Raw genomic sequence first — 14,965 nt, 5'->3', positions numbered from 1 at the left:
GGGGACGATGGGCCGGTCGGCGGCGCGAGGCGCGGCCGCACATCCGTTCGGCTCGGTGTGGGCGGGAGCGCGTGTTTCAGGTGGCTGAGTTCACGTTCAGGTTGTTCGTGGTCGGGCAGACGGAGCGCTCCCAGGCCGCGAAGATGAACCTGCGTGCGGTGTGCGAACACCGGGTGCCCGGCCGCTACGAGATCGAGGTCGTCGACGTTGCCGAACAGCCGGAGCTGGCCGGGGAGCTGCGGATCCTGGCCACGCCGACGGTGGTCAGGATCGCGCCGTTGCCGCAACGACGGGTGATCGGGGACCTCTCGGACAACCGCCGCACCACGGCCGCCCTCGGCCTGCCCGATACCGATGCGCTGTTCTCGGAAGGAGGGTGACGTGAGCAGCAGCGATGCGATCGAACGGCTTCCTACCGGCATCAGCGGTTTCGACCAGGTCGCGTTGGGCGGGCTGCCCGCCGGGCGGTCCACGCTGGTGACCGGGACGACCGGCAGCGGCAAGACGCTCTTCGCCGTCGAGTTCCTCGCCCACGGCATTCGCGCTCTCGACCAAGCCGGTGTCTTCGTCACGTTCGAGGAGACCGCCGCAGCCATCCGCCGCAACGCCCGGTCCTTGGGCAAGCCCATCGAGCTGTGGGAACGCGAGGACAAGTGGACCTTCCTCGACGCTTCAGAGGACGTCGAGGAGACCTCCACAGTCGGCGACTACGACTTCGCAGCGCTGGTCGCCCGCATCGAACACGCAGTCCGCCGCACGGGCGCGACGCGCGTCGTGCTCGACTCGATCGGCGCGATCCTCACCCGGTTCAGCGAGGCCGGGAACATTCGCCAGGAGTTGTTCCGGATCGCTGCATCCCTCGAGCAGCTCGGGGTCACGTCGGTGCTGACCGCTGAGCGAACGGCAGAGCACGACGGCGTCTCCCGGTTGGGCGTCGAGGAGTTCGTGCTCAACAACGTGATCATCCTCCGCAACGTCCTGCGCCACGAACAGCGCCGGCGAACCGTCGAGATCGTCAAGTTCCGCGGCGCCGCCCACCGCACCGGCGAGTGGCTGTTCGCCATCGACCCGCAAGAGGGGATCGTCGTCATGCCCCTGGCGTTCCTCGGGACGCGGGCACGAGCTACGCGGACTCGCGTGTCCTCGGGCAACGCCGAGCTGGACGAGATGTGCGGTGGCGGCTTCTACCGGGACGCGATCGCTCTGCTCAGCGGTTCGTCCGGTGCTGGCAAGACGTTGGCCGGACTGCGCTTCGCCGCCTCCGCGCTCGACGCCCAGGAGCGATGCCTCTTCTACACCTTCGACGAGACCCGTGAGCAGCTCGTGCGCAACGCAGCCGGCTGGGGACTGGACTTGGATGCGATGGAGGAGACCGGACTGCTGAGGGTGGTCTCGGAGTACCCGGAGGAGTCGTCGCCGGAGGACCACTTCATCCGCCTGCGGCGCAACGTCACCGAATTCGAGCCGCGTCGGATGGTGGTCGACACGCTTTCCGCGCTCGAACGGGTCACCACCCCGCGGGCACTGCTCGACTTCCTCGTCGCGCTGGGGGCAGTGCTGCGTCCCCGCGAGATCACCACGCTGCTCACGTCGGCGGCCGGCCCCCGCCTCGCACCGTCGCTCACACCGGACGTCGCCGTGGAGATCGCGCGTCTCGCCGACGTCACGATCCTGCTCCGCGACTTCGAACAGGGCGGCGAGGTCCGGCGAGCCATCGCCGTCGTCCAAGCCCGGGGCACGGCGCATGACAACCGCATCCGCCAGGTGGACATCGACGGCCTCGGCATGCACATCGGCGAACCCCTGCACGGTGCTTCCCGCGCCGTGTTCGACACCCCACTGGTTCCCGAGCAGCAGCAACCGCCGCCTCAGCCGAGCTAGCCCGCGAGAACGGTGATCCGATGAGCGACCGGCCGAACGCTCGATCCGGCGGAGGAGGCGAAGGACGGATGTCCGGCTCTCCGTTCCAGGACGTCGGAGACCAGCACCTGGCGACGGCCTCCGCGGACGGGATCGTCGCGGTCGACCACCGAGGATTCATCCGCTCGTGCAACCCGGCCGCCGAGGTGATGTTCGGCCGACCGGCGGAAGACCTCGTCGGAACCCCGTTCGGCTTTCCGGTGGTCGCCGCCGAGACCAGCGAAATCGACTTGCTCGCACCCGGCAGACCACCGCGGGTGGTCGAGATGCGGGTGACCAGCACGACCTGGCAGGGCGAACGCATCCACGTCGCGGCCCTGCGCGACGTGACACGGCGCAAGGAAGTCGAGCACGACCTCGAAAGCGCCTTGGAACGCCAGACGGCGATCGTCGCTGTCGCCGCCCACGAGCTCCGCGCGCCGGTCGCTGCGATCAGGCTGCTCGTGCACCTCCTCCGCGACCACCTCTCCACGAACGACGACGAGCACGGCGTCGAGGTGGTGGACCAGGTGATCCATCGCGTGGACGGCCTCCAGGCGCTCATGCGCAAGCTCCTCGCGGCGTCGCGGATCGACGCGGAGGAATCTCGCTCCTTCCCCGAACGCGTGGCGGTGCTCGCGCTCATCCTCGAACGACTCGCTGACTGGGGGGACAAGGCCCAGCACGTGAAGGTCTCGTGCAGCCCGGATCTCGCGGTGCTCGTGGATCGTCAGGACTTCTCCGAGATGCTCACCATCTACCTGGAGAACGCGTTCACCTACGGAAGCCCGCCCATCGAGGTTCGGGCCGCCGAGCAATCGGGCCGGGTGGAGCTCCGGGTGTGCGACCACGGGCCGGGCGTGCCGGCGGAGTTCGTGCCCCACCTCTTCGAGCGCTTCAGCCGCGAGCCGAGCGCCCGTCGGGGAGTGGAAGGAACCGGTCTCGGGCTGTGGATCGTCCGCAACCTCACGGAGGCCAACGGCGGAAGCACGTGGTACGAGCCAACCGACGGGGGTGGGGCCTGCTTCTGCCTCCGCCTCGAGCTACCCCGGCATCCCGATTCGACCGGGTAGGAATCGGCCCGATCCGTGGTACCTCCGTTCAGCCGTCCCACATCGCACTGTTGATGTCCCACACGGCTCGAACGTGGCAGGGTCGGCAACAAGGCCGACCACCATGCAGGAACAGCGAGGAGAAGTCCTTGTCGAGCAACGAGAACCGGCCCGGCGGCACCGCGGACTGGCATCGGAGGCTGGAGCACGTCCGCGGCGGCGGGCTCACCTCCGACACCAACCAGACATCCGGGATGCGGCGCTTCGAAGCCATTTCGGGCAAGACCGTCGGCTCGGAGAAGCTGTGGATGGGCCGCACGCACGTGGGACCGGCCACCAATTCCGGCGACCACCACCACGGCGAGGCGGAGACCGCCATCTACGTCGTCTCCGGTCACCCCGTGTTCGTCTTCGCCGAAGGCCCTGAGGAGGTCCGCGTCGAGACCGAGCCGGGCGACTACATCTTCGTGCCGCCCTACGTCCCGCACCGCGAGGAGAACCCCTCCACCGACGAGGAGGCCGTGGTGGTCATCGCCCGCAGCACCCAGGAGGGCATCGTGGTGAACCTGCCGAGCCTGTGGGCCGAGGTCGACCCGAACCCCGGGGGCGGCCCAGGTCGGAGCTGACCGGGGAACAGCGCTCGGGCACCCAGTCGGTGGACCGGTGAGGGCCGTCCTGCGCTGCTTCGAGAAGGGCCGAGGCCGACCACCACCGCCGTGGCCACGACCCTGCTGGTCTTCGGCACCGAGCCGGCCACCATGCGCGAGCCGTTCCTAGCGCAACACCCCGAACACGACCAACCCACGCCGAGCTCGCCTCCGAACTCGCCCGTATCCGGTCGAGGGGTCACGCGTTGAACAACGAGGAACGTCTCGTCGGCGTGCGATCCGCAGCCGCCCCGGTGCACGACCAGACCGGGTACGGCATCGCCTCGGCCGTCGTCCAGGGACCCACCGTGCGCCTCGGCGACGACAGGATGGACGATCTGGTCGGCGCGGTCGCCGTCACGGCCCGAGAGCTGTCGTCGCTCCACCGGACGTCGGGTGGGGGATAGCCCTACCCCCTCGCGCGGGGCAGCCTCCCCCGAAAGTGCGGGACAGCACCGGGGAACGGAGGGACAGACCCGACGATTCCTGCCGCGAAACGCGAAAGCATTCCTCTTGGTCACGGCCGGGTAGGGCTTCCCGGATCATCCGTCGAGAGAGGAATGGCGAAATGGACACCAAGAGCACCATTCGGCCCGTAGCTACCGACATGGACGGTGTCATCCGCGAGCACGGTGCCGCGCTGCTCTCCTACGCCACTCGCTTGACGGGGGACAGGTACCTCGCCGAGGACATCGTGCAGGAGACCTGGCTGCGGGCGTGGCGGCACGCCGACCGGCTCAGCAACGGCAACGGATCGGTGCGCGGCTGGCTGCTGCGCGTCGCCCACAACGTCGCCGTCGACCAGCACCGCAGCCGCAAGGCGCGACCCACCGAGGTGGCGTTCGAGAGCGAGGAGTTGGCGAACCGGGCCGTGCAGTCCGCGCCCAGCGACGAGGTCGAGAGCCGGATGGTCGTCGACGAGCTGCTGGACCACCTCTCCCCGGCGCACCGCAGCGCGGTCGTCGAGGTCTACGTCACCGACCGCACCACCGCGTCGGCCGCGACCGCCCTCGGCGTCCCGGTCGGGACGGTGAAGAGCCGCCTGCACCACGCGATCCGGTCGCTGCGCACCCGGTTCGCGCCGCGCGTGCTCGAAGCCGCGTGACGCCTCAGCTCAGCGCGTTGCAGGGAGTCGCGTCGGGCACCTGGGCTTCGATGCGCACGTCGGCGAAGGTGATGTCCATCCGACGCTGGGACCACACCAGGAACGGCGTGTTGACCCGCCGTTGGTCGAGCCCACGGTTGACGAAGCACGAAAGCGGGATCTTCACCGTGGTGCGGTGTTCCGGCTGGAGGTTGGCGAACAGGTGGCTGGCCGGGACCTCGGAGCGGCAGGGGAACTCGCAGTGCATCCCGATCTTCGTGGTCTCGCCGATCGGCGGGGTGTGCACGATCGCGTCGAAGACCAGCGCCCCGCCGTTCGCGGAGTAGGGCGTGAAGTCGAGCGGGGCGCGTGGGCTGTTGGTCTGCAAGTACACCTGGGCGGGCTTGTCCTCCATCCAGGACACCCGCAGGCCTTCGTTGGCGGGGTCGGCGACGGCCTTGATCACCGTGCCCTGCTCGGTGCCCTCGTCGAAGATGTAGGAGCCGCCCCAGTTGACGTCGGATCCGAGGTATCCGGCGAAGGGTTCGAGCACCTTGCCGTCGTAGACCGGCAGCGGACCTCCTGGCGGAGCGGGCTTCTCGGCGACCCCGCCTCTGGTCGCGGCGGAATCGCTGCCGGTGGTGGCGAACACGGTCACGCCCACGCCGATGACCAGGGCTGCCAGGGCCGCGACGGCGGGCACCAGCCAGTTCTTCGTGCGCGCGGGCTCCTCCGGAACTGGCTGGGGGCCAACAGGTTCCGGAGCCGCTTCGGGCGCGGGAGCGGGTCGCGGACGCGTCGCGGTGCGCGCCGCGCCCAGCGCGACGGTGAACTTCGGGTGCAGCGTGACCCGTACCGGCTTGTTGAACTCCTGGGACAGCATCTGCGCGACCAGCGGGACGCGGGACGAACCGCCCGCGAGCAGCACCGCCGAGAGGTCGTCGGCGCTCAGCCCCGCCGAGGTCGTGGTCCGGTGCAGCGCCTCGGCGGTCAGCTGCACCGACGGCCGGATCATCTCGTTGAACTCCAGCCGCGTGATGGTCACGCCGCGCGGGCCGGAGGGCAGCGGGATCGTGAGGTTCACGTCCGGCTCGGTGGAGAGGTCTTCCTTCGCGCGCACGCACATCGCCTGGATCGTGGCGAGCGCGGACGCCGCCCTGGGCTCGGTCGCGTCGAGCCGGCTGATCGCGCCGTCGAGCCGCTGGTCGATGTGGGCCAGCAGCGCCTCGTCGAAGTCGATGCCGCCCAGGTGCTCGATCCCCTCCGGAGTGCCGAGGATCTCCATGCGTCCGGCGCGCATGCGCAGGATCGTGGTGTCGAACGTACCGCCGCCGAGGTCGTAGACGGCGACGACCTCGCCGTCTTCGAGCCTGCGCTCGGTGGAGTAGTGGGTGGCGGCCGCTTCCGGCTCGGTGATCAAGCGGAAGTCCTCCACGCCTGCCAGCCGCGGAACCTCGGTGAAGTGCTCCTGCCGGTAGGGGCCCCAGATCGCCGGGTAGGTCAGCGCGACGGATTCCGGCGCTGCGCCCATCTCCCGGGTCACGATGTCGAGGACGTCGCGCAGCTGCGCGGCCATCAGCGCCGCGGGCGAGTAGGCGGAGCCGCCGAGCACGAGCGGTGTGGGATCGCCCAGCCTCCGCTTGAAGTTCCGGGCCACCTGAGCCGGGTCGGACACCGCGCTCAGCGCGGAGTTCCCGGTCAGCAGCGCACCGTCCGGAGCAGGGTGCGCAACTGAGGGGATGACCACCTCGGATGACAACGACACCATGCGGGTACCGCCCTCGCCGCTGACCGCAGCGGAGGTGAACGAAGTCCCGAGGTCGATGCCAACGCCGTAACGCACCTTGTGTGCTCCCTTCGCGTCAGCAAAAGATAATCACAACTCAGCTCGCGTCAACCCTATGGGAGCCGGACAACCGTGGGGATAGCCCTACCACCGCAACGGGCTGGCACCCTTTTGCCGGGCAGCCGTTCGCGCGAGGCTGGGACGATGGTCGGGAGTGTGGGCAGGATTGACGTGCGGGGCGGCAGGTGGCTGCCCGGCTGGCTGCGCGTGCCCGGCCGAGGTGCCGCCGAGTACCGGTTCGAGCTGGAACGTGCGCTCAACGACGGCCCCGCGGCGGGGCTGTCGGCACTGGCGGTCGAACTGGACCTGTGCTCCGCCGGGGTCGCGGATCTGCGGGTTTCCTCCCGGATCGAAACCCTGAGGGAAACGGTCATCTCGCTCATCGAGAACCTGCGCCAGCTCGGCGGGGCGATCCACCCGCCGGTGCTCGCCGAAGGCCTGGAACCGACGTGCCTGTCCCTCGCCGAGCGCTACGACCTGCTGATCCGGCTGGATCTTCCGGCGCACGAGCTCGGCCCGCAGGCGCGAGTGCGGACCGGTCTCCTCGTCGCGGATCACCTGGCTAGTCTTGAGCCCGGTACGACCGTGCGGGTGCGAGTGCGAGGCAGGAGGGTCGTGCGCGTGCGCATAACCGAGCAACGGCCGGGTTCGTCGGCGTGGCGCAACCTGCGGGCGGTGCTGCTGTGCGGGTAGCCATCGCCGAGGACGGCGCGCTGTTCCGGGAGGGGTTGGTGCTGCTGCTGCAGGCCGCCGGGCACGAGGTCGTCGGCTGCGTCGGCGACGGTGATTCGCTGCTGGGAATCGTGGCCACCGAGGAGGTGGACGTGGCGGTCCTCGACATCAGGATGCCCCCGGAACCCGACGGAGGGTTGACCACCGCCGAGAAGATCCGGGCGCGCAGCCCCGGAACGGGCCTGCTGCTGCTGTCGCACTACGCCGAGACGCACTACCTGATGCGCGTGCTGGAGATCGGCGCCGAACGCATCGGCTACCGGCTCAAGGAGCGCGTCGCGGGCGTTCAGGTGCTGGCCGACACGCTGGACCGCATCACCGCCGGTGAGATCGTGATCGAGCCGACGCTGGCGAAACGCCTGGTCGAGGCGCCCGCCAAGCGGGCCGACAGCCCCATCTCGTCGCTGACGGACCGGGAAGTGGACGTGCTGCGCCTGATGGCCGAGGGCCACGCCAACAACGCGATCGCCAAGGAGCTGTTCGTCTCCGCCAAGGTCGTCGAGAAGCACACCGCATCGATCTTCACCAAGCTGGGTCTTCCGCGAGACCAGGCCATGCACCACCGCAGAGTCCTGGCCGTCCTCGCTTACCTGAGGTCCAGCCGGATCGAGGGTTAGGAGCAGTTGAGGAATCGCTTCGCTCGGCGGTGGGGGTGGCAGGGATCGAGGACCTGCGGCGGTGCGAGCTTGAGTCCCACACCTGGAACAGCGGCTCCGCCGCCCTCTTGAACAGGACCTAGCGGTGATGCGGAAGAACCGGCGCGCGCACGACGTGGTGGCGTCCGCGCCTCGGGAGCGGTTGGCCGGTGCCCTGGTCGACCAGCTGGCCGACCTCGTCGGCGGGCAGGCCGCTTACTGCGTGCCCGCGGCCGACCGGCCAGAGCACTTCGACGTCGTCGCTGCGTCCCCGGCGCAGGAGCACACCGGACCCGTCGAGGAGTCCGCCCGGGAGCCGGTGCGCGGCGGGGGAGTGCTGCTGGTCGCCGGTGCCCGGCGCTGGGGCGCCAAGGAGCAGGCAGCGTTGCGCGACACCGCGGGTTGGCTGGCGGTGACGACCGACGTTGACCGGCTGCGCGAGGACCACGCCCGGGCCGAGGAGCGCTTCCGCGCGTTGCGCGGCGAGGTGACCGCCGCGCGGGAGCGGCTGGCGCACGTGCGGGATCTGGAGCGGCGACGGCTCGTCCGCGCGATCACCACCTCGACGCTGCGCGACCTCGACGAGCTTCGTCGGCGGCTGCGCGGTTTCGGCGAGCACCTCGCCGAGGGAGGCGAGATGGCGCGGATCACCGAGCTCGGCACCGCCGTGGACGACATGCTCGAGGACTTCCGCACCGTCGTGCGCGGCGTGTACCCGGCGATGCTGCCGGACAAGGGTCCGCGGGCGGCGCTGGAGGAGCTGGCGGCGACGTTGCCGCACCCGGTCCGGTTCTCCGGCGATCTGGGCAGGCGCGTCGGTTGGCAGATCGAGTCCGGCTTCTACCACGGGGTTGCGGCGGTGCTGAACCTGTTGGCCGGCGAGGGGATCAACCGCGAGAACCCTGCCGTCGAGGTGGGATTCGGGCGTGACGAAGCGCTCTTCGCGCGGCTGCGGACTCCGATCGGCGAGCTGTCGGCGGCCGATCTGCGCGCCGCGCTGCACCAGGACGCCGAACGCCTCGCCGTCCTCGGCGGCGCGATGGAGTGCTCGGTGACCGGAGGTGTCGCGGTGGTGTCGGTGCGCCTCGCGGACCGGACGACGACCACCACCACCTCACGAGGTGAGGCCAGCGCACTGTTCCAACTGGTCACCGACTTGGTGAAGCAGGGCCAGGAAGCGGCGGGCACAGGGCCCGCCCGGGCGGGCTGGGACGCCGTGGCCGCGCGGCTGGTGCAGCCGCCGCGCCTGGCCGTGGTCTCCGACGCGGGCGGACCTGATTCGTCCGAAGTGGACAGCGCGTCACTGCTCGGCGTGACCGTGGTGCTCGCCGATGGCCCCGCCGACCGCGCGCTGGCCGAGGAGGTCGTGGCCGACGACGGTCCGCGCGGCTCGGTCGACGCGGTGCTGTGCCGGGTGCCGCCCACCTCCGGGTTCCGGGCGGCGCTGCGCAGCGACCGGCACCGGGTGGAGCTCAGCGAGACCGCGAGCGCGGACGAGCTGGCGCGCAGGTTGATCACCTGGGCACCGGTGATCGCGGCCCGGCGCGCGATCGTCTCGGTGCGCGAGCTGCTGCCGGGACTGCCCGCCGACCACTCGTTGCGGTGGTCGGTGGACCGGATCGCCGCCGAAGCCCACGAGATCACCGAACTGGACCTGCTCGACGAACTCCTGGGCGGGGAGACGCGCCTGCTGCGCGGGGTGTCCGAGGACGCCGCGCGGCTGCTCGGAGCGGAGGGCACCGACCCGCGCTCCCGCCTCGGCCTGGAGCCGGAGGCCAACGACGAGCAGGTGCGCGTCGCCGCGCAGCGAGCCGCGGAGCGGTGGCGGGCGCACGCCGTCCGGCCCGTCACCGGCGGCCGGGACGCGTCGGTGTGCGAGGTGCTGGTGCGCACCGCCGAGGGGCTGCTCAGCGCGGGACGACGCCCGTGATCGTGGTGCCCTGACCGGGCGCTGAGCGGACGTCGATTGTTCCCCCGACGGTGGCCATCCGCGCGGAGAGGTTCGGCAGTCCGGGATTGCGGTCGGTGATTGCGAACCCGGGCCCGTCGTCGGAGACCACGAATTCGAGCCCCCGCGCGGTGTCCCGGACGACGACGGTGATGGTCGCGCCGGGCGCGTGCTTGTGCCCGTTGTTGACCGCTTCCAGGCACGCGAAGTACACGGTGGACTCCACCAGCGGCGGGTAGCGGCGGTGGAATCCCTCGGTGTCGAGGGAAACGTCGGCGTGCGCGTCGAGTTCGGCGGCGAGCGCGCCCGCGAGACCTCGGGTGGACAGCGGAATCGGCAGGATCCCCGCGGCGGTGTCGGTCAGCGCCTTCTCGGCGGCGTCCAGTTTGGACTCCAGCTCGGCGAGCCGTTCCGGGGTGGCGCCGGTGTGCTCGACCAGCGCCATCGACATCTTCAGCGCGACCAGGTGGTGCTGGGCCCCGTCGTGCAGGTCGCGTTCCAGGCCGCGCCGCTCCTGCTCCATCTCGACCGTCGTCCGCCACCGGTCGTCGACGAGCTCGCGCGCGGCCGCGTCGCCGTCGCGGCGGAGCCGGTCGGTCTCGGCGGCCAGTCGCAGCGCCGTGAGCGGGGGGCCGAGGACGGTCACCAGCGAATCAACCGGCCCGGCCGACTCCGGGGCCACGGCCAGCACCGCCTGCACCTCGCCGTCGCGCTCGATCGGCCGGCTGAGCCAGCGCTCGGCGCCGTGCCCCCACTGGTGGCGCTCATCGGCGATGGTGAGCGCGCAGCCGGTCGCCCCGAGCGCGGTGCCGATGACCTGCGCTAGCGACAGCGCGTCGGGGGTGAGGTCCAGGCGGGCGAGGTGGTCGGTCACGGCCTCGACGGCTCGTTTCTCCTGAGCGCGCATCCCCCGAACGGTAGCGGTGCGTGAGGAGGTCGTCGCCGTGCGGTCCGGCTGATCAAGTGAGTCCAATCTGGCGACTAATTTTGTCGAAAAGATTGTGAACAATCGTGTCCATCGTTTAGGTTCCTCGCAACCAGATGACCCGATGGAGGACTGCCATGCCAGCCGACACCGCGCGCCGCCGCGGTTCGCAGACCGCGATCCCGTGCCTGCTCATGAGGGGTGGTACCTCGCGTGGACCGTTCTTCGACGAGCGCGCGCTGCCCGCGGACGCCCGGGCTCGCGACGCCGTGCTGCTGGCCGCCCTCGGCTCACCCGACGAGCGCCAGATCGACGGGATCGGGGGAGCGCACCCGCTGACGAGCAAGGTCGGCATCGTCGCCCCGGGCACGCGGCCCGGTGTCGACGTCGAGTGGACGTTCGGGCAGGTACAGCCCGGTGGCGCAGCCGTCGACGTGACCGCCAACTGCGGGAACATGCTGGCCGCCGTGTTGCCGTTCGCCGTCGAGACCGGCATGGTCGAACCCGCCGGCGAGCTGACCACCGCACGGGTGCTCACCCGCAACACCGGCATGATCGCCGAGATCACCGTCCGCACACCCTCCGGACCCGACGGTCGGCGCCACGTCGAATACGCAGGTGAGGCGCGCATCGACGGCGTCCCCGGAAGCGCGGCGCCGATCGAGATCGGCTTCCTCGACACCGCGGGCTCGGTCGCGAGTTCCCTGCTGCCCACCGGCAACGTCCGCGACACCGTCGAGGTCGCCGGGATCGGGCAGGTCGAGGTGACGCTGATCGACAACGGCCAGCCGCTGGTCGTCGTCAACGCCGCCCGGCTCGGCGCCACCGGCTACGAGACGCCCGTCGAGATCGACGCCGATGACGCGCTCAAGGCCAAGGTGGAGGCCCTGCGCTTGGTCTGCGGCCGCGCCATGGGGCTCGGCGACGTCACCGACATGAACTACCCGAAGATGACGCTCGTGGCGCCGCCGGAGCACGGCGGCAGCGTGTCCACCCGCAGCCTCATCCCCCGTGTCGCCCACCGGTCCATCGGAGTGCTCGCGGCCGTCACCGCCGCCACAGCCTGCGTGCTGGAGGGCAGCGTCGCCCACGACGTCGCCACCGGCGTCACCGGCACCGAACCGACGGTGTCGGTCGAACACCCCTCCGGGGAGTTCAGCGTGACCCTCGGGCTCGACCCCGCTGATCCCCAGCGCGTCGTGCGCTCGGCGCTGCTGCGCACCGCCCGCCTGCTGATGTCCGGCGACGTCCTCGTCCCGCCGTCCCCGCTCACCCCCGTCGCGAAGGAGCGTTCCGCGTGATCATCGACGTCCACGGTCACTACACCACCGCCCCGTCCGCGCTCGGCCGCTGGCGCGACGCCCAGGTGGCCGGACTCGCCGACCCGGCCCGGCGGCCCGACCCGGGTGGGCCGGTCATCAGCGACGACGAGATCCGCGAGTCGCTGGAGACGCAGCAGCTGCACCAGATGGACGAACGCGGTATCGACGTCACCGTGTTCTCCCCGCGAGCCTCCTTCATGGCGCACCACGTCGGCGACTACGAGACCTCCTCGACGTGGGCGCGCATCTGCAACGACCTGTGCCACCGGGTCGCCGAGCTCTACCCGCGGCGCTTCGCCTTCGGCGCGATGCTGCCCCAGTCGCCCGGCGTCGACCCGGCCACCGTGGTCTCCGAGCTGGAGCGGGTCGTGGACCTGGGCGCGGTCGCGGTGAACATCAACCCGGACCCGTCCGGCGGGCACTGGAGCGCGCCGCCGCTGACCGATCGCCACTGGTACCCGGTGTGGGAGAAGCTCGTCGAGCTGGACGTGCCCGCCATGGTGCACGTCTCGACCAGCTGCAACCCGGCCTTCCACACCACCGGCGCGCACTACCTCAACGCCGACACCACCGCCTTCATGCAGCTGCTGCAGGGTGAGCTGTTCAGCGACTTCCCCGGGCTGCGCTTGGTGATCCCGCACGGCGGTGGCGCCGTTGCCTACCACTGGGGGCGCTTTCGCGGTCTGGCGCAGGCGCTGGGCAAGCCCGAGCCCGAGGAAGCGTTGCTGGGCAACGTCTTCTTCGACACCTGCGTCTACCACCAGCCGGGCATCGACCTGCTGCTGGACGTGATCCCGCACTCCTCGGTGCTGTTCGCCTCGGAGATGATCGGCGCGGTCCGCGGCGTCGACCCGCGCACCGGTCACCACTTCGACGACACCCGCCGCTACGTCGAGAACGCCGGACTGCCCGCCGAATCCCTCGCCGCCATCGAAGAGGGCAACGCCCGCCGCGTCTACCCGCGCCTGGATGCCCGCCTGACCGCCCAGGGCCGCTAGGAACTGTTGAGGAGGTGCTTCGCGTAGCGGTGCGGGTAGCAGGACCTGAGCGGTTCGCGGGCTCCGTGCGCCGCTCATCATGTGTGCCGATGCACGGCGGCGCGGTGCACTCGCCACGAAACCGCTCAGGACCTGCGGCGGTGCCGGCTGAGTCCCACACCCGGAGCAGCGGCTCCGCCGCAGTGCTCACCAACTCATGACCCCGCCACCAACGAAGGAGTCCTCCACCGTGCACGAACTCGGAGTCGTCCACCGCACCGTCGAGCGCGCCGACAGCGGAGCCGTCGAGGCCCTGTCCCGGTTCGGCGTGGCCACGGTGCACGAGGCCATGGGCCGGGTCGGTCTCATGCGCCCCTACATCCGGCCGGTGTACCAGGGAGCGAAGCTCTGCGGCACGGCCGTCACCGCACTCCTGCAGCCCGGCGACAACTGGATGCTGCACGTCGCCACCGAGCAGGTGCAGGACGGCGATGTCGTCGTGGCCGGCTGCACCACCGAGAGCGAGGACGGCTTCTTCGGCGAACTGCTCGCCACCTCGATGCGCGCCCGGGGCGCTCGTGGCCTGATCATCGACGGCGGTTGCCGCGACGTCGACGACCTGCGGGAGATGAACTTCCCGGTGTTCTCCCGCGCCGTCAACGCCAAGGGCACCGTCAAGGCCACCCTCGGCTCGGTCAACGTGCCGGTCGTGGTGGCGAACGCGCTGGTCAACCCGGGCGACGTCATCGTCGCCGACTCAGACGGAGTCGTCGTGGTGCCGGCCGCCAAGGCCGCCGACGTCGCGGCCGCGGCGGCCGCGCGCGAGGCCAACGAGGCGGGCAAGCGCGAGAGGTTCCAGGACGGGGTGCTCGGCCTGGACCTCTACGACATGCGCACCGGGCTCGCCGACCTCGGACTGACCTATGTGGACTGAAGTGACCCCGGGGTGGTTGCCCTGGCACCCGGACCCGAGCGAACCGACCTTCACCGCGCCAGGTGGTGCCGTTGACGCGCACTGCCACGTCTTCGGCCCGGCAGAGGAGTTCCCGTTCGCGCCCGAGCGCAAGTACACGCCGGTGGACGCGGGCAAGGAGCAGCTGTTCGCGCTGCGCGACCGCCTCGGGCTGTCCCGCAACGTCATCGTGCAGGCGACCTGCCACGGCAGCGACAACAGCGCCCTGGTCGACGCGCTGCGAGCCTCTGACGGCCGAGCGCGCGGGGTGGCTTCGGTGACCTCCGACGTGACGCGCGAAGAGCTGGAACGCCTGCACGCGGCGGGTGTCCGGGGCGTGCGCTTCAACTTCGTCAAGCGGCTCGTCGACGCCGCGCCGACCGACGCCCTGGAGACCATCGCCGCCAAGATCGCACCGCTGGGCTGGCACGTGGTCATCTACTTCGAGGCACCGGACCTGCCCGACCTGCGGGACTTCTTCCTGTCGCTGCCGGTCACCCTCGTGATCGACCACATGGGGCGGCCTGACGTCAGCGCGGGCCCCGAAAGCCCCGAGTTCAGCGGGTTCCTCGACTTCGTCGCCCGCAGCGGCGCATGGGTCAAGGTGTCCTGCCCGGAGCGCCTGACCAAGACGGGACCGCGCGCGCTGGACGGCGAGCAGCACGCGTACGCCGACGTCGTCCCGTTCGCCAGGAAGGTCGTCGAGACCTTCCCGGACCGCGTCCTGTGGGGAACGGACTGGCCGCACCCGAACCTCACCGACCACATGCCCGATGACGGCCTCCTGCTCGACCACGTCCCGCAGATCGCCGTCACCGCCGAGCAGCAGCGAGCGCTGCTCGTCGACAACCCGATGCGCCTGTACTGGCCGGAGGAGTGACCCCGTTCTCGGACCTTCGTGCGAAAGGGGTAGCCGCGAGGCGTGAGAACCCCTCGCAACCTGCAC

General features: G+C 70.7%; 14 protein-coding genes and 1 pseudogene. 13 read left to right on the top strand and 2 right to left on the bottom strand.

Annotated features, from left to right (window positions below; all coding sequences use genetic code 11):
• Positions 1 to 80: 80 nt before the first annotated feature.
• From E1161_RS12950 to E1161_RS12925, 6 genes and pseudogenes are all read left to right on the top strand, one after another.
• Positions 81 to 380 (top strand): circadian clock KaiB family protein, encoded by a 300-nt coding sequence (locus E1161_RS12950; RefSeq protein WP_132623013.1) that lies wholly within the window; start codon positions 81 to 83, stop codon positions 378 to 380.
• Position 381: 1 nt separating this feature from the next.
• Positions 382 to 1,881 (top strand): circadian clock protein KaiC, encoded by a 1,500-nt coding sequence (gene kaiC, locus E1161_RS12945; protein ID WP_207920219.1) that lies wholly within the window; start codon positions 382 to 384, stop codon positions 1,879 to 1,881.
• 68 nt (positions 1,882 to 1,949) lie between these two features.
• A complete protein-coding gene (locus E1161_RS12940) occupies positions 1,950 to 2,972 on the top strand; it encodes a PAS domain-containing sensor histidine kinase (protein WP_165939773.1) in 1,023 nt (340 codons plus the stop codon).
• A 128-nt stretch (positions 2,973 to 3,100) separates the two neighbouring features.
• A complete protein-coding gene (locus tag E1161_RS12935) occupies positions 3,101 to 3,577 on the top strand; it encodes a cupin domain-containing protein (protein ID WP_132623008.1) in 477 nt (158 codons plus the stop codon).
• A gap of 158 nt (positions 3,578 to 3,735) precedes the next feature.
• Positions 3,736 to 4,005 (top strand): annotated as a pseudogene (locus E1161_RS12930) (IclR family transcriptional regulator domain-containing protein); the annotation flags it as partial.
• 161 nt (positions 4,006 to 4,166) lie between these two features.
• Positions 4,167 to 4,703 carry a sigma-70 family RNA polymerase sigma factor gene (locus E1161_RS12925; protein ID WP_132623004.1) on the top strand — a complete coding sequence of 179 codons (537 nt, stop codon included), beginning with the start codon at positions 4,167 to 4,169 and terminating at the stop codon, positions 4,701 to 4,703.
• A gap of 4 nt (positions 4,704 to 4,707) precedes the next feature.
• On the opposite strand, the gene E1161_RS12920 is transcribed toward E1161_RS12925, so the two are convergent.
• Positions 4,708 to 6,525: an Hsp70 family protein gene (locus tag E1161_RS12920; RefSeq protein WP_235874995.1), complete on the bottom strand. Its 1,818-nt coding sequence runs from the start codon at positions 6,523 to 6,525 to the stop codon at positions 4,708 to 4,710.
• Positions 6,526 to 6,684: 159 nt separating this feature from the next.
• Between E1161_RS12920 and E1161_RS12915 the strand changes: the two genes are divergently transcribed.
• From E1161_RS12915 to E1161_RS12905, 3 genes are all read left to right on the top strand, one after another.
• Positions 6,685 to 7,221: a sensor histidine kinase gene (locus tag E1161_RS12915; protein ID WP_132623002.1), complete on the top strand. Its 537-nt coding sequence runs from the start codon at positions 6,685 to 6,687 to the stop codon at positions 7,219 to 7,221.
• A complete protein-coding gene (locus E1161_RS12910; RefSeq protein WP_235874994.1) occupies positions 7,185 to 7,877 on the top strand; it encodes a response regulator transcription factor in 693 nt (230 codons plus the stop codon). The genes E1161_RS12915 and E1161_RS12910 overlap by 37 nt, the downstream gene beginning before the upstream one ends.
• A 127-nt stretch (positions 7,878 to 8,004) precedes the next feature.
• Positions 8,005 to 9,825 (top strand): hypothetical protein, encoded by a 1,821-nt coding sequence (locus tag E1161_RS12905; RefSeq protein WP_132622998.1) that lies wholly within the window; start codon positions 8,005 to 8,007, stop codon positions 9,823 to 9,825.
• Here E1161_RS12905 and E1161_RS12900 read toward each other — a convergent pair.
• Positions 9,803 to 10,750 carry a sensor histidine kinase gene (locus E1161_RS12900; protein ID WP_132622996.1) on the bottom strand — a complete coding sequence of 316 codons (948 nt, stop codon included), beginning with the start codon at positions 10,748 to 10,750 and terminating at the stop codon, positions 9,803 to 9,805. The genes E1161_RS12905 and E1161_RS12900 overlap by 23 nt on opposite strands.
• A gap of 155 nt (positions 10,751 to 10,905) precedes the next feature.
• Here E1161_RS12900 and E1161_RS12895 point away from each other — a divergent pair, with 155 nt between their 5' ends.
• From E1161_RS12895 to E1161_RS12880, 4 genes are all read left to right on the top strand, one after another.
• On the top strand, positions 10,906 to 12,069 hold the full coding sequence (locus E1161_RS12895; RefSeq protein WP_132622994.1) for a 4-oxalomesaconate tautomerase: 1,164 nt from the start codon (positions 10,906 to 10,908) through the stop codon (positions 12,067 to 12,069).
• The gene (locus E1161_RS12890) at positions 12,066 to 13,088 is read left to right on the top strand and encodes an amidohydrolase family protein (RefSeq protein ID WP_132622992.1); all 1,023 of its coding nucleotides are present in this window, start codon (positions 12,066 to 12,068) and stop codon (positions 13,086 to 13,088) included. Before E1161_RS12895 ends, E1161_RS12890 begins: the two co-directional genes overlap by 4 nt.
• 229 nt (positions 13,089 to 13,317) lie before the next feature.
• The gene (ligK, locus tag E1161_RS12885; protein ID WP_132622990.1) at positions 13,318 to 14,001 is read left to right on the top strand and encodes a 4-carboxy-4-hydroxy-2-oxoadipate aldolase/oxaloacetate decarboxylase; all 684 of its coding nucleotides are present in this window, start codon (positions 13,318 to 13,320) and stop codon (positions 13,999 to 14,001) included.
• Positions 13,991 to 14,899, top strand: coding sequence for an amidohydrolase family protein (locus tag E1161_RS12880; protein ID WP_132622988.1), 909 nt, complete (start codon positions 13,991 to 13,993; stop codon positions 14,897 to 14,899). Before ligK ends, E1161_RS12880 begins: the two co-directional genes overlap by 11 nt.
• Positions 14,900 to 14,965: the final 66 nt, after the last annotated feature.

The sequence above is a fragment of the Saccharopolyspora aridisoli genome (assembly GCF_004348445.1).
GTDB classification, from domain to species: Bacteria; Actinomycetota; Actinomycetes; order Mycobacteriales; family Pseudonocardiaceae; genus Saccharopolyspora; species Saccharopolyspora aridisoli.
Note: the sequence above shows the minus strand (reverse complement) of the source record. Positions and strands in the feature narration are given on the sequence as shown.

Excerpts from the sequence above, each read along its gene's own strand:
- E1161_RS12940 (WP_165939773.1), top strand. The coding sequence starts at position 1,950 with ATGTCCGGCTCTCCGTTCCAGGACGTCGGAGACCAGCACCTGGCGACG.
- E1161_RS12925 (WP_132623004.1), top strand. The coding sequence starts at position 4,167 with ATGGACACCAAGAGCACCATTCGGCCCGTAGCTACCGACATGGACGGT.
- E1161_RS12905 (WP_132622998.1), top strand. The coding sequence starts at position 8,005 with ATGCGGAAGAACCGGCGCGCGCACGACGTGGTGGCGTCCGCGCCTCGG.
- E1161_RS12900 (WP_132622996.1), bottom strand. The coding sequence starts at position 10,750 with ATGCGCGCTCAGGAGAAACGAGCCGTCGAGGCCGTGACCGACCACCTC.
- E1161_RS12895 (WP_132622994.1), top strand. The coding sequence starts at position 10,906 with ATGCCAGCCGACACCGCGCGCCGCCGCGGTTCGCAGACCGCGATCCCG.
- E1161_RS12880 (WP_132622988.1), top strand. The coding sequence starts at position 13,991 with ATGTGGACTGAAGTGACCCCGGGGTGGTTGCCCTGGCACCCGGACCCG.